The organism is Streptomyces glaucescens (genome assembly GCF_002154375.1).
Taxonomy (GTDB): Bacteria; Actinomycetota; Actinomycetes; order Streptomycetales; family Streptomycetaceae; genus Streptomyces; species Streptomyces glaucescens.
Window position 1 is genome coordinate 1 of sequence record NZ_MUND01000149.1, and the last position, 13,961, is coordinate 13,961.

Below are 13,961 nucleotides of genomic sequence, written 5' to 3' on the forward strand. Positions count from 1 at the left end.
ACCCGGCCGGAGTGCGGGTCGGAGGCGGACCGGCGGGTCAGCTCGGCGACCGGCAGGGGCAGGTCGCCGGCGACGAGGACGGCGTTGCCGAAGCGCTTGCCGCGCAGCACGGCCGCGTCGGCGATCAGCGCGAGTTCGGCGAACCGGGCGGCGGCGGTGGCGATCTGGCCGCGCAGGTGGGCGAGGGGCGGGCCGTCGGCCAGGTTGGCGGCGTAGAGGCCGCCGGGTTTCAGCGCCCTGCGGACCTCGTCCAGGAATTCGGTCGAGGTGAGGTGGGCGGGGGTGCGGGCGCCGCTGAAGACGTCGGCGATGACCAGGTCGGCCCAGCCGTCCGGTACCTTGGCGAGCCCTTCCCGGGCGTCCGTTGAGCGCACCCGGATCCGCGCGTTCGGTGGCAGCGGCAGCTCCCGGCGGACCAGTTGGACGAGCGGCGCGTCCCGCTCGACGACCTGCTGGGTGGAGCGGGGACGGGTGACCGCGACGTAGCGGGCCAGGGTGAGGGCGCCGCCGCCGAGGTGGACGGCGTTCAGCGGCTTGCCGGGCGGGGCGGCGAGGTCGATCACATGGCCGAGCCGCCGCTGGTAGTCGAAGGAGAGATACGCCGGGTCGTCCAGGTCGACGTGCGACTGCGGTGCCCCGTCGATCAGCAGCGTCCAGGCCCGCGCCCGGTCCCGGTCGGGTATCAGCTGCGCGAGCCCGCCGTCGACGGTCTCGGCGACGCCGTCGGCGGCGGCCGAGGCCCGCCGGGAGCTCCTGGACTTTCCCATTCGGCCATTATCGGGTCGTACGACGGGTCCGGCGCAGCCGGTCGGCGGGGTGCTGCGCGGGACGCGGGGTCAGCGGCAGTTGTCGGCCGCCTCGAGCATCCGGGCCGCCTCGTCCAGGGCCCGGCGCAGGACCGCGGGGTCGGTCGTCCGGTCCGCCTCGCCGGGCGGGAGGATCCAGCAGGTGCAGTCGGCGCCGTCGGCGGGGCCGGAGCCGCCCGGGATGCCCGGGACAGGGGGTGCGGCGTCGAGGCTCAGCCCGCGGCCGTCCGTCCCCGTGCAGGTGCTGCCGGGGACGTCCCAATCGTCCGCGGTGCCCGGCGGGACCAGGAAGCCCAGGGTGTCGCCGTCGTCGTCGTGCAGCACGGGGCCGACTCCGTCCCCGTCGCCGCGCCGCAGGATGTCGACCGCCTCCAGCCCCTGCCGCGCCGGCACCGTCACCAGGTCCCACGCGGCCTGCGGCGTGGACGGCGGCGTGCGCGGATCGATGCTCTGGCTGGTCTCCACCACGGCCTCCACCACGGAACCCCTCCTTGCGCCAAGCGGTTCGGGAGTCGGGCGGCTCCCGGTCCACCGGGTTCAACGCGGAAGAGCGTCAACGGCTACGGCGGAAGTGCGCCGCAAAGGATGGCAGTTCATGGCGGATCGTGGATGAGATATCCGGTTTGTAGCCAAACACAGCGTGTCGTACCCGTGACAGCAGGTACTTTCTTCCCCGCCGGAAACAGGGCCTGACACCGAACGAAGCCAGCATCACGGCGGTTCGGTCAACTCGTTCGGAATCCGGCATGGTTCGACGGTTCGCACGAGAGGACCCGGCCATGACGTCGTCAGCGGTGACCTCGTCTCAGCCCAGTCGGCCGCCGCGGCCGAATCTCGCTTTCCGGCAGCTGCGCGGCCGGCGTTCGCCCGCGGAGTTCGCGGCGGCGGTACGCCGGGCCGCCCGCGAGATCGGCGAGCAGGTCAGCTGTGACGCGCGGTACATCGGCCGAGTCGAGTCGGGCGAGATCCGCTGCCCCAACTACGCATACGAGCGGGTGTTCCTGCACATGTTCCCCGGCCGCACCCTCACCGACCTGGGGTTCACGCCCCGCTCGTCCGTGCGCGGACGCGGAGCGCGCGGCACCGCCGACACGCCCCCCGCGCACGACCTGAGCCCCGCCCGCACCCCCGCTGAGACCTGCGCGGGGTTTGAACCGTATGACCCGCAGTACCCGTACGACCCGCACATCGACCATGAGGAGAGCGACGTGCTGCGTCGCGCATTCATGACCGGCGGCAGCGCCACGGTGGCCGCCGCCTCACTGGGCCCGATCGGGCTCGCCCCGGAGGCGACGGCCGTCGAGCGTCCCGTCCGCCGCGTCGGAGCGAGCGCCGCGAGCGCCCTGGAAGACGCCGTCCGCCGGATCCGGCTGCTCGACGACCGGCACGGCGCCGACGGCCTCTACCGGCGTGCGGCAGCCCCGCTGCGCGCGGCCTTCGCGCTGCTGGACGCCGGCGCGACCCGGCAGGCGACCGCCCACCGGCTGCACTCCGGCGCCGGTGAACTGGCCATCTCCGTGGGCTGGCTGGCCCACGACTCCGGACGGTTCGACGACGCGCGCTCGCACTACGCGGAGGCACTGGCGACCGCGCGGATGGCCGGGGACTGCGCGCTGGAGGCCCACGCCTTCTGCAACACGGCGTTCCTCGCGCGTGACGCCGGGCGGCCCCGGGAGGCGGTGCGCGCCGCGCAGGCCGCGCAGCGCATCGCACGCCCCCTCGGCTCCCCCCGGCTGTTGTCACTGCTCGCGCTGCGCGAGGCGGGCGGCTGGGCCGGGCTCGCCGACCGCACGGGCTGCGAACAGGCCCTCACGCGCGCGCAGGCCCTCTTCGAGCGAGGTCCCTCGGACGCCGACCCCGAGTGGATGAGCTTCTACGGGGAGGCCGAGCTGGCCGGTCTGGAAGCGCAGTGCTGGTCGGCCCTCGGCGACTGGCAGCGGGCCGCGCGGCACGCGGGACGGGCGGCGCGGCTGCAGGACCCGCACTTCACGCGGAACATCGCGCTGTACACCGCCGAGCTGGCGGACGATCTCGCGCGCGGGGGACGGCCGGACGAGGCGGCGGTGGCCGGCCTGCGGGTGCTGGCGCTGCTGGACCAGGTGCAGTCGTCCCGGGTGCAGCGGATGCTCGCCGGGACGGCGCGGGTGCTGTTGCCGCACCGGCGGGCGGCGGGGGTGTCCGCGTTCCTGGAGAGACACGCCGGGGCGGCGCGTACGGCGTGAGGCGTCCCGCCGGCGGTGCCGGACGGAGGCCGGGTGCGCAGCCCGGCCGGGCTTAGGGGGTGTCGTCAAACTCCCGTCCGCCCCGCGACGCCCGGCACGTACTCTCGCCGCAGGGCCGCCCTGCGGACGACGACGGGAGTGTGACGACTCCTCCTAGACCGCCAGGTGGCCCATGTCGTTCCAGCTCTCGATCGCCGGTTCGCCGTAGGCCCAGCCCAGGATCGACAGGGACGTCGGGTTGAGGCGGATGCGGGAGGCGAAGGCGATGGGAAGACCGAGCCAGCGGGCGCCGATGGACCGGAGGATGTGGCCGTGGGCGAAGACCAGGACGTCGCGGTCGGCCTCACGGGCCCAGGCGACGACCTCGTCCGCGCGGGCCGTCACCTCGGCCAGCGTCTCCCCGTCGGGCACGCCGTCGCGCCAGATCAGCCAGCCCGGACGTATCGCCTGGATCTCCGCCGGGGTCATGCCCTCGTAGGCACCGTAGTGGAACTCCATCAGCGCGTCCCAGGTCTGCGCGCGGTCGCCGAACCCGGCCAGTTCGCACGTCTCGCGCGCGCGGGACAGCGGGCTGGTGCGCACCTCGACGCCGGGCAGGCCGTCGAACGGCGCCCGCTGCAGCCGCTCGCCGAGCAGCTTCGCGCCGCGCCGGCCCTCGTCGAGCAGCGGCACATCGGTCCTGCCGGTGTGCTTGCCGGACAGCGACCACTCGGTCTGTCCGTGCCGGGCCAGCAGGATGCGCGGTGCCATGAATGACCTTTCCGGGGGAAACCAGAGGCGGGACCCCTCCATCATCGCGCACCCTGTGATGGGGCAACCTGGGGGGCGATCTTTGCGTCTATAGAGGCCGGGGCGCCCAGGGAGGCGTGGCCGTGGAAAGTGGAACGAAGGGGGAGGGCGATCGGATGCCGCAGACCGAGTCACCAGGCACCGAGGTGGCCCCGCGGATTCGGCTGCGCTGGTGGACGGAACTGCCGCTGATCGTCATGGTGTACGCCTGCTACTCGGCGGGCCGCCTGCTCGCCCGCGGTGATGTCTCCACGGCCGTCGACCACGGCCTGGCCATCCTGCGCGTCGAGAAGGCTCTCCACCTCAACGCCGAGCACCCCTTGAACCGGCTGTTCACGCGCGAGGCGTGGATCGGCGTCCCGGCCGACTTCTGGTACGCGTCGCTGCACTACCTGGTCACCCCGGCGATCCTGATCTGGATCTTCCGCTCCCGCGCGGTGCACTACCGAGCGGCCCGCACCTGGCTGATGACCTCGACCTTCATCGGCCTGATCGGCTTCACCCTGCTGCCCACCTGCCCGCCCCGACTGCTGTCGGCCGGGTACGGCTTCGTGGACACCATGGCGCAGTACAGCTCGTACGGCTGGTGGGGCGGCGAGGCCAGCGCGCCGCGCGGACTGGGCGGCATGACCAACCAGTACGCGGCGATGCCGAGCCTGCACGTCGGCTGGTCGCTGTGGTGCGGAGTGATGCTGTGGCGGTACGGCGGGACCCGTCTGGCGAAGGTCGCGGCCGTGGTCTATCCGCTGGTGACGACGATCGTGGTGATGGGCACCGCGAACCACTACTTCCTCGACGCGGTCGCGGGCGCGGCCGTGATGGGCGCCGGACTGCTGCTCGCCCCGCTCGTCATGCGCGGCGCGGACCGGGTCAAGGCCCGGCTCGCGGCCCGTACCGCACCCGCCGTCGCACCCGTCCCGCAGGCCGCCGCGGCCGCACAGGCCTCGATTGTCAGTGACAGATGCCAGACTTCGGCGGGTGAGCGAATTCCACGGCAGCGCGAGTCACGGTTCGGACCGGGAGCCGAGCCGAGTGCCGCACCCTCGGAGGCGGGGGACGGCGCTCCGGCAGCGGCTCGCTGAGCTGCGCGGTCCCGACGTACCGGCCAAGGCGCTCGACGCGCGTGCCCTCGCGGCGCTGGCCGCGAACCCGGGCTGCGCGCGGCGGGCGGTCCTCGACGGGGCCGGGGTGGACAAGACGAGACTGGCGGACGCGCTGGGCTCGCCGTCCGCCTTCGGGCAGTCGCAGTTCGCCCTGACGCGGGGCAACGCGTTCGAGGCGCGGGTGAAGGCGGACGGCGGCGCAGAGCTGCTGCGCCTGGCGCACCGGAAGCTGGACCCGCAGGCCGCGCCGCCCGAGGAGGGCCGGGTGCCGGACCTGTCCGCGATCGGCCCGGAGGGCCGCGCCGCACGTACGGCGCTGGCGCTGCGGGAGGCCGTGGAGGCGGGCGGCTGGACGCTGCTCGACCATCCGATGCTCGCCCTCGACGTGGCGGGGTCCCCGGCGTTCCTGGAGCCGGACGCGGTGGTCGTGCACCCGGACGGCAGCTGGACGGTCGTGGAGATCAAGTCGTTCCCGATGCTGGACGGCTCCGCCGACCCGGCGAAGGTGGGCGCGGCGGCCCGGCAGGCGGCGGTGTACGTGCTGGCCCTCGAGGAGGTCGCGGCCCGTCTGGACCCGGCCCCGCGCGTGCGGCACCGGATCCTGCTGGTGTGCCCGAAGGACTTCTCCAACCTGCCCGCCGCCTCCGCGGTGGACGTGCGCAAGCAGCGCGCGGTGACCCGCCGCCAGCTGGCCCGGCTGACCCGGATCGAGGAGATCGTCGACGCGCTCCCCGAGGGCACCTGCTTCTCGCCCGAGCTGCCGGCGGCCGAGCTGACCGCCGCCGTGGAGTCGGTCCCGGCGGCGTACGCGCCCGAGTGCCTGTCCGCCTGCGAGCTGGCCTTCCACTGCCGCGCCCGGTCGCGCGCGCAGGCCGCGGTCACCTCCCTCGGCCGCGCGGCCCGCGCCGAGCTGGGCGGGCTGACCACCGTCGGCGACGTCCTGTCGGCGGCCCGCGGCGAGAGCGGCGACCCGGACGACCCTGCGGTGGCCGCCCTGCGCCGCGCGGCCCGCCTGCGCGCGGAGGCACTGGCCGCCCTCGTGGACGCCCCGGACCGATGCACGGGCACCCCCGGTCACGAAGGCTCGGGCACCCCCGTCCACGACAGCGCGGGCACCCCCGCCCAGGAGGCCGCCCCGTGTCGCTGATCACCACCCTCGCGCGGCTGGAGGCCGTCGACAGCGGGCGCGCGCAGCCCGCCGCGACCGTGCGGCACCGGCACCTGTCGGAACGGCCGCTGGTCCTCGTGCCGCTGATCACCGCCGGTGAGGCCGGGGCGCCGCTGGGCGCGCTGGTCGGCACCGACCGGGACGCGCCCCGGCTGCTCGTCGTCCCGCAGCCCCGCGACCGCGATCTGCGGTTCGCGTTCCTGGCGGAGCTGGCGGACATCGTGCTGCCGTACATCGACGCGTACGCGGACGCCGTGGAGGTCGCCGAGCGCACCGAGACCGACCCGGAGACCGGCAAGCGGGTCAAGGTCGAGGTCGATCTGTGCGCGGACGCCCCGCAGCTGATCGTGCCGAGCCGCGCGGGCGTCGAGCTCGTCCGGCTGCTGGGCCGCTCGATGCGTTTCCGGCGTACGGCGGAGCAGGACCCGCAGACGCCGCATCCGGCCCCGCCGCGGGTGCCGCTGCTGGGCCGCTGGCTGACCCACTACGCGGAGCGGTCCCGGGTGCCGGGCTCCTCGCTGCTGCTGGCGCTGACCGAGGTGCTGGCGCGGCACTGGGCGACGGGCCAGTCCGGACTGGAGGACCAGCACCTGGGCGCGCTGCTCGCCTGGATCGACCCGCCGGAGGGCGGCTCGGGCGCCGAGGCGGCGCTGCGGGCGGAGCTGGCCCGGGACGAGCGGGGACAGCTGCTGTGCCCGCCCGCGGGTCCGGCGACCGACCCGGCGTTCGACAACAAGCTGCTCGCCCCGGCGATCGAGCGCTACGACCGCGCGCGCGGCACGTTCGCCGCCGCCGAGGACGGGCTGGAGGCGGACGACCGGCTCGGTGCCGTCACCGCCGCCGAGCGGGAGATCCGCGCCCTGGTGGAGAGCGTGACGCGGCCCACCTGGGACGCGGTGTGGCGGGGCCTGGACCTGCTGCGGGCGCTGCCGGAGGGCGGGCACGTCGCGGAGCGGTGGACGCGGGACCGCTGGTCGTTCACCGGCCACCGTGACCGGGTGCTGTCCGGCGAGCCGCCGCAGCCGCGCCGCGACGACGCGGTGACCGCGGCGAACAAGCTGGCCACGCGGGAGCGTGAGCAGGCCCGCCTGGAGGCGCAGGAGGCGCTGGACGATCCGCTGGTGATGGCGGGCCGGCGGCTGGCCGGGGAGGCGTTCGCGGGCGAGGTCGTCGACGTGGAGATGGCGTACAGCGAGGGCAGACGGCCCAGCCCGCGCCCGCTGGTCACGGTCCGCACCGACGACCGGCCGTACCTCGGCGAGCGGGTGAAGGTGTACCGCTCGCTGGGCGGCAAGCCGCAGTCGTACGAGTTCGTGGCGAGACAGGACGACGGCGCGGACGGCGCGCTGGTCGTCCTGCGGGTCCTCGACAAGATGGGCCGGGGCAAGGAGCCCGAGCCCGGTTCCGTGCCCGAGAAGGGCGACCGCATCTGCTTCACGCTGTTCGAGCACGAGCAGCGCGGCGGCGCCAAGCTGCCGGACCCCGAGGACACCCCGTGGACGCACGGCGGTCCGCCCGGTGAGGAGACCGCCCCCGAACCCGCCGACCCCGTGACCGAGGAGGACGTGCTGTGACGGCCGAGGCCATCGCCGACCCCGGTGCCCCGCTCGACCCGGGCACCGCCGCCGCGCGGGCCACCGAGGCGATCCTGAGAGACACGCTGCACGGCCCGGCCCGCGGTGTCGTGGTCGACTCGCCGCCCGGCGCGGGCAAGTCGACCCTCGTCGTCCGGGCGGCACTGGAACTGGCCGACGCCGGGCGCCCCCTGATGGTGATCGCGCAGACCAACGCCCAGGTCGACGACCTGGTGCTGCGGCTGGCCGAGCGGAGCCCCGAGCTGCCGGTGGGCCGGCTGCACAGCAGCGACGCCGATCCGTACGACAAGGCGCTGGACTCGCTGCCGAACGTCCGTACGTCCGCGAAGGCGGCCGATCTCACCGGTCTGCCCGTCGTCCTGTCGACCGCCGCCAAGTGGGCGCACATCAAGGTCGACGAGCCGTGGCGGCACGCGATCGTCGACGAGGCGTACCAGATGCGCTCCGACGCGCTGCTCGCCGTCGCCGGACTGTTCGAGCGGGCGCTGTTCGTCGGCGATCCGGGGCAGCTCGACCCGTTCGCGATCGTCGGCAGCGAGCAGTGGGCGGGGCTGTCGTACGATCCGTCGGCGTCCGCGGTGACGACGCTGCTCGCGCACAACCCCGGTCTGCCGCAGCACCGGCTCCCGGTCTCCTGGCGGCTGCCGGCCTCGGCCGCGCCGCTGGTCTCGGACGCCTTCTATCCGTACACCCGGTTCCGCAGCGGCACCGGCCACGGTGACCGGCGGCTGGCGTTCGCGGTCCCGTCGGACGGTTCGGGTCCGGACCGGGTGATCGACGAGGCGGCCGAGTCGGGCTGGGGGCTGCTGGAGCTTCCCGCGCGGCACACCCCGCGCACCGACCCGGAGGCGGTGCGGGCGGTGGCGGCGGTGGTGCGCCGCCTGCTGGACCGGGGCGGCGCGGCCACCTCGGAGCGGTCCCCGGACCCGGCGCCCCTGACCGCCGAGCGGATCGCCGTCGGCACGGCGCACCGGGACCAGGCGGCGGCCGTCCGCGCGGCCCTCGCCGAGCTGGGCGTGAGCGGGGTCACGGTGGACACGGCGAACCGGCTGCAGGGCCGGGAGTACGACGTGACGGTGGTCCTCCATCCGCTCTCCGGCCGCCCCGACGCCACCGCCTTCCACCTGGAGACGGGCCGCCTGTGCGTGCTCGCCTCCCGGCACCGGCACGCGTGCATCGTGGTGTGCCGCGCGGGCGTGGGCGAACTGCTGGACGACTATCCGTCGACGGAGCCGGTGCAGCTCGGGACGCTGGTGAAGTTCCCGGACGGCTGGGAGGCGAACCACGCGGTCCTGGCTCACCTGGCGGAACACCGGGTGAGCTGGCGCCCCTAGGCCGACGGGTCTCCCGGTGGCCCCCGGTCCCCCGGCGGGCCACCTGCCGCCGCTGTGGCGTGGGTGACGTATCGCAAAATCCGGGAATGAACCTCCGGGTACCTCCCGTTGACGCCCATGACCCACCGCATGGCGACAAGAGCAGGAGGCCCATCGTGGCGGCAGACGACACCCGGGACGCCGAGGACCGCACGAGCGACAGCGACGGCATCCGGGGCACCGCCCACGGCTCCGCCCCCACCCCGCTGTCGGTGCTGGACCTGGTCACGGTCAGCGCGGGCAGCACCTCCACGGACGCCCTGCGCACCAGCGTCGCCCTGTCCCGGCTGGCGGAGTCGCGGGGCTTCCACCGCTACTGGGTCGCCGAGCACCACTCCATGCCGGGCGTCGCCTCCTCCTCGCCCGCGGTGATCCTCGCCCACCTCGCCGCCCACACCGACCGCATCCGGCTCGGTTCCGGCGGTGTGATGCTGCCCAACCACGCCCCGCTGGTCATCGCCGAGCAGTTCGGCACCCTGGAGGCGATGGCCCCCGGCCGGATCGACCTCGGTCTCGGCCGCGCGCCCGGCACGGACGGCGCCACGGCGGCGGCCCTGCGCCGCACCGACCGCCCCGACGAGGGCGCCGACGACTTCCCCCGGCAGCTGGCCGAGCTGACCCGCTTCCTGGACGACGACTTCCCCGACGGCCACCCCTACCGCCGGATCCACGCCGTGCCCGGCCCCGTCCAGGCGACCTCCCCGGGCGGCGTGCAGTCCCCGCACCGCCCGCCGGTGTGGCTGCTGGGCTCCTCCGGCTACAGCGCCCGGCTGGCCGGCCTGCTGGGCCTGCCGTTCGCGTTCGCCCACCACTTCTCCGCGCAGAACACCATTCCGGCGCTGGATCTGTACCGGGAGTCCTTCAAGCCGTCCGAGCTGCTGTCGGAGCCGTACGCGCTGATCGGTGTCTCGGCGCTGGCCGCCGACGAGGAGCGGGTGGCCCGGCGTGAGGTGAAGGCTTCCGTGCTGAGCATGATCCGGCTGCGCACCGGGCGGCCCGGCCTGGTGCCGAGCCCGGAGGAGGCGGAGGCGTACGAGTTCAGCCCCATGGAGCTGGACTTCGCGCGGTCGTGGAGTTCGAACGTCGTCCACGGCACCCCGGACGAGGTCCGCACCGGCCTGGACGACCTGCAGAAGCGCACCGGCGCGGACGAGCTGATGATCACGGCCAACACGCCCACCGCCGGGGTGCGGCTGCGCAGCTTCGAACTGATCGCCGACGCCTACGGCTTGCCGGCCGCCTGACCCGCGGGGCAGGCCAGCAGCTCGGAGATGCGGTCCGCGGCCACCGGCCGGGAGTACAGCCATCCCTGGCCGGTGTCGCAGCCGATCCGGCGCAGCCGTCCGGCCTGCGCGGAGGTCTCCACGCACTCGGCGGTGACGGTCAGCCCGAGCCGGTGCGCGAGCTGGATCATCGCCTCGACGATGACCTCGTCGGCCGGGCTGGCGTGGGCGCTCGTGTCCTCGTACTGGAAGCCGCGCACGAACGACCCGTCCAGCTTCAGCACGGACACCGGCAGCCGGCTGAGGTAGGCGAGGTTGGAGTAGCCGGTGCCGAAGTCGTCGATGGCGATGCGCACGCCCATGTCGCTGAGCGCCTGGAGGGTGCGCAGCGGGCGGCCCGAGGAGCCCATGACGGCGGACTCGGTCAGCTCCAGTTGCAGCAGGTGCGGGGCGAGGCCGGTCTCGGCGAGGGTCTCGGCCACGTCCGCGACCAGGTCGGAGTCCCACACCTGACGGACCGCCACGTTGACGCTGACGAAGATGGGCGGCTCGTCGGGGTTCTCGAGCTGCCAGCGGCGGGCCTGGCGGCAGGCGGTGGCGAGGATCCAGCGGCCGAGCGGGACGATCGCGCCCTCCTCCTCGGCCAGTCCGATGAACCGATTCGGCGTCAGTGTGCCGAACTGCGGATGATTCCATCGCACCAGTGCCTCGACGCCGCTGAGGCGCCCGTCCGCCATGCCGACGAGCGGCTGATACTCCAGGATGAACTCGCCCCGGTCGATGGCCGGGCGCAGGGTGGAGGCGAGCGCCTGGCGGGTCATGCGGTGCGCGTTGCGCTCGGGGTCGAAGAGCGTCCAGCGGGCCTTGCCGTCGGCCTTGGCCCAGTACAGCGTGGTGTCGGCGGCCTGCATCAGGCCGGTGGCGGTGGTCCCGGCGGCCTGCCGTTCGACGACCCCGATGGAGGCGGAGACGCTGAGCCGCTGCCCGGAGAGGTCGAACGGGGCCTGGAGGGCGTTCAGCACGGACTCGGCGAGGTCGGCCAGCTGCTCGGTGCCGGTGGAGTCCTCGACGAGCAGGGCGAACTCGTCGCCGCCGAGCCGGGCGACCAGCGGGGCGCCGGATCGGGTGTATCCGGCCGTCTCGGCGCAGCGGGTGAGCCGGTCGGCCACGGCGGCCAGCAGCCGGTCGCCGACGCGGTGGCCGAGGGTGTCGTTGATGGCCTTGAAGCCGTCGAGGTCCAGGTAGCACAGGCCGATCCGGCCGGTGCCGCCGCGGGTGGAGAACTCGGCGTCGAGGGCGGCGGAGAGCCGTTCGAAGAACAGCGTGCGGTTGGGCAGCCGGGTCACCGGGTCGTGCATCTGCAGGTGCCGTAGCTGCGCCTGGAGTTCACGCCGGGCGCTGATGTCGGTGACGGACAGCAGGATGCCGGGTGCGCCGTCGGCGAGCGGGGCGACGGTGATCTGCGCCCACACGGCGGGCCCGTCGGGGTGCTTGAGGCGGCGCGTGCAGCGGAGTCGGGCCTGCCGGCCCCGCAGCACCTCGCGGTAGGCGTGCCAGGTGCGGGGGTCGGAGGCGAGGTCGAGCAGATCGGCGGCGACGCGTCCGACGAGCGCGCCGGGCCCGGTGCCGAAGAGGGCGGCGAGCGTCTCGTTGGCGGTGACGACTCGTCCCTCACGGTCGACGACGGCCATGGCGAGGGGCGCGGCGGCGAAGGCGGACCGGTAGGAGTCGGGTCCGCGGACCACCCCGGCGTCCGCACCCGCGCCCTCACGGCTGGACGCGACAGCCGCCGGACCCACGTCCTCACCGGTGGGCGGGACGGCGGCCGTATCCACGTCCTCGCCGGTGGGCGCCGGAGCGGTGGCGCGCACGTCCTCGCTCATGGGCAGGAAGGCGACGGCGTCCGTACCACCCGACGCCTTGGGATCACTGTCCGTGACGGCCGTCCGGATGAGGTCTGCCGCGGGCGTCGGCCCTTCGGAGGTTCCGCTCACCGCTCGCTCCCGCAGTGCACTCGATCGTCGTCCGCGCAGGAAAGTGTGCCGATCATAGAGGCTGCCCTCCGGCCCTTCCAGCCACTGCCCGCCACTCAAGACATACCCACTTCGCGGGCGGATCGTTTCTGCCCACAGCTGGACGGGTTCGCCAGCCTCCGGACCACTGGTGACGTTCCGTGAGCACATCGGGGGTGTCGCCCTTCCGGACCACCGTTCCGACTCACTCGTCCGGGCCAGACAAACAGGACGCAGTACGACAATCTGCCACACGCTGGATGCGGTGTCCCCCGACCGCATCCGGAGGTTCTCGTGCCGCGTCCGCTCCCGCGCCCCCGACTGCGCAGCACCGCGGCCGTGTTCACCACCCTGGCGGCCCTCGCCGCGACCTCCCTCTTCACCGGTCCCTCCGTCGCCGAGCCCTTCTCGGCGGCCCCCTGCGCCCTGCAGCGCACGAAGGCGCACCACTCGGAGGGCCTGGACACCTGGAACGCCGCCTATCCCCAGCCGACCCGCTCACTCGACGCGGTGATGGTCTTCCTGTCCTTCCCGGACTCGGAGCCGCTGACCACCCCGGCGGAGCTGACCGCCGATCACTTCCCGGTCACCAGCCGGTTCTTCGCGCAGGCGTCGTACGGCCGGTTCACGCTGCGCCCGCACCCGCTGCGGAACTGGATCCGGATGCCGCGCCCGTCCACGGCGTACGCCATACAGCGCGACTGGAACGCCTCGCAGCGTGCCGCCTATCTGCGTGACGCGCTCGCCGTCAGCGACAGGCAGGTGGACTACTCGCGCTACGACATCGTCTACTTCGTCGCCGATCCGCACGCGCCCGGCGTGGACTCGGACGCCACCAAGGTGGTCAATCTGGACACTCCGTTGCGGGCCGACGGCACGGACATCCGGCGGATCGTCACCGTGTTCGAGAACCATCCGCCGGACCGGCTGGTCCTCGCCCATGAGACCGGCCACGTGTTCGATCTGCCGGATCTCTACCACCGTCCGACGGACGACAAGGGCGACTGGGACACCCACGTCGGAGACTGGGACCTGATGGGCAGCCAGTTCGGACTGGCCCCGGACTTCTTCGGCTGGCACAAGTGGAAGCTGGGCTGGCTGGAGGAGCGCCAGGTGATGTGCGTGCCCGGCAGCGAGCCGGCCCGGCTCACCCTGGAATCGCTGGGCGCCGGCCCGGGCGTGGCGGTGACGGGGACCGCCGGGGTGCCGTTCTTCGGCTCCGGCCGCGGGACCAAGCTGGCGGTGGTGCGCACCGGCCCGGACCGGGTGCTCGCGTTCGAGGCGCGGGGCGCGGTCGGCAACGATCACTCCGCCTGCCGGCAGGGGATCCTGGTGTACCGGGTGCACAGCGGCGCCGAGTCCGGGGGCGGGCCGGTCCAGGTGATGGACGCCCATCCACAGACGGAGGCCTGCTGGGAGAACTCGGTCTACCCGGCACTCGCCGACGCGCCCGTCGGGGTCGGCGAGAGCTTCACCGTGCCCGGCGAGGACGTCCGGGTCGAGGTCGAGGGACGGACGGCGTCGGGCGCCTGGACCGTCAAGATCTCGCCAGCGCGGGAGAGCTGATCACAGTGCGGGAGAACGGCGCCAGGAAAAGCGAAAGGGCGTTCTCGCAATCGAGAACGCCCAGGTCAGCGACCTAATCGCTAGTGCGCCGCCAGGGACTCGAA

General features: G+C 74.1%; 11 protein-coding genes. 7 read left to right on the top strand and 4 right to left on the bottom strand.

Annotation, left to right across the window (positions count from 1 at the left end):
- Together CCN42_RS11200 and CCN42_RS11205 are read right to left on the bottom strand one after the other, a co-directional pair.
- Positions 1-767 (bottom strand): spermidine synthase (locus tag CCN42_RS11200; RefSeq protein WP_107427580.1); only part of this gene is annotated, 767 nt, incomplete at its 3' end.
- 69 nt (positions 768-836) lie between these two features.
- Positions 837-1,286, bottom strand: a complete 450-nt coding sequence (locus tag CCN42_RS11205) for a hypothetical protein (protein WP_086735042.1) — start codon at positions 1,284-1,286, stop codon at positions 837-839.
- A gap of 299 nt (positions 1,287-1,585) precedes the next feature.
- On the opposite strand from CCN42_RS11205, the gene CCN42_RS11210 reads away from it, so the two are divergent.
- Complete coding sequence (locus CCN42_RS11210) at positions 1,586-3,028, top strand: NsdA family TPR-like regulatory protein (protein ID WP_086735044.1); 1,443 nt, start codon at positions 1,586-1,588, stop codon at positions 3,026-3,028.
- Positions 3,029-3,181: 153 nt separating this feature from the next.
- On the opposite strand, the gene CCN42_RS11215 is transcribed toward CCN42_RS11210, so the two are convergent.
- Positions 3,182-3,778, bottom strand: a complete 597-nt coding sequence (locus tag CCN42_RS11215) for a histidine phosphatase family protein (protein WP_086735047.1) — start codon at positions 3,776-3,778, stop codon at positions 3,182-3,184.
- A gap of 155 nt (positions 3,779-3,933) precedes the next feature.
- Here CCN42_RS11215 and CCN42_RS11220 point away from each other — a divergent pair, with 155 nt between their 5' ends.
- The 5 genes from CCN42_RS11220 to CCN42_RS11240 all read left to right on the top strand — a co-directional run bounded on the left by CCN42_RS11220 (position 3,934) and on the right by CCN42_RS11240 (position 10,300).
- Entirely contained in the window at positions 3,934-4,899 is a 966-nt protein-coding gene (locus CCN42_RS11220) for a phosphatase PAP2 family protein (RefSeq protein ID WP_086735049.1), read from the top strand.
- Positions 4,850-6,067 (top strand): hypothetical protein, encoded by a 1,218-nt coding sequence (locus CCN42_RS11225; RefSeq protein ID WP_086735051.1) that lies wholly within the window; start codon positions 4,850-4,852, stop codon positions 6,065-6,067. The genes CCN42_RS11220 and CCN42_RS11225 overlap by 50 nt, the downstream gene beginning before the upstream one ends.
- Entirely contained in the window at positions 6,058-7,662 is a 1,605-nt protein-coding gene (locus tag CCN42_RS11230; RefSeq protein WP_086735053.1) for a hypothetical protein, read from the top strand. The genes CCN42_RS11225 and CCN42_RS11230 overlap by 10 nt, the downstream gene beginning before the upstream one ends.
- Positions 7,659-9,017, top strand: coding sequence for an AAA domain-containing protein (locus CCN42_RS11235; RefSeq protein ID WP_086735055.1), 1,359 nt, complete (start codon positions 7,659-7,661; stop codon positions 9,015-9,017). Before CCN42_RS11230 ends, CCN42_RS11235 begins: the two co-directional genes overlap by 4 nt.
- A gap of 155 nt (positions 9,018-9,172) precedes the next feature.
- Positions 9,173-10,300, top strand: a complete 1,128-nt coding sequence (locus CCN42_RS11240) for an LLM class flavin-dependent oxidoreductase (protein ID WP_245877237.1) — start codon at positions 9,173-9,175, stop codon at positions 10,298-10,300.
- Here CCN42_RS11240 and CCN42_RS11245 read toward each other — a convergent pair.
- Entirely contained in the window at positions 10,279-12,273 is a 1,995-nt protein-coding gene (locus tag CCN42_RS11245; RefSeq protein ID WP_169731437.1) for a putative bifunctional diguanylate cyclase/phosphodiesterase, read from the bottom strand. The genes CCN42_RS11240 and CCN42_RS11245 overlap by 22 nt on opposite strands.
- Positions 12,274-12,585: 312 nt before the next feature.
- On the opposite strand from CCN42_RS11245, the gene CCN42_RS11250 reads away from it, so the two are divergent.
- Positions 12,586-13,857: a M6 family metalloprotease domain-containing protein gene (locus CCN42_RS11250; RefSeq protein ID WP_086735059.1), complete on the top strand. Its 1,272-nt coding sequence runs from the start codon at positions 12,586-12,588 to the stop codon at positions 13,855-13,857.
- The last annotated feature ends 104 nt before the right edge of the window (positions 13,858-13,961 follow it).

Excerpts from the sequence above, each read along its gene's own strand:
- CCN42_RS11220 (WP_086735049.1), top strand. The coding sequence starts at position 3,934 with ATGCCGCAGACCGAGTCACCAGGCACCGAGGTGGCCCCGCGGATTCGG.
- CCN42_RS11210 (WP_086735044.1), top strand. The coding sequence starts at position 1,586 with ATGACGTCGTCAGCGGTGACCTCGTCTCAGCCCAGTCGGCCGCCGCGG.
- CCN42_RS11215 (WP_086735047.1), bottom strand. The coding sequence starts at position 3,778 with ATGGCACCGCGCATCCTGCTGGCCCGGCACGGACAGACCGAGTGGTCG.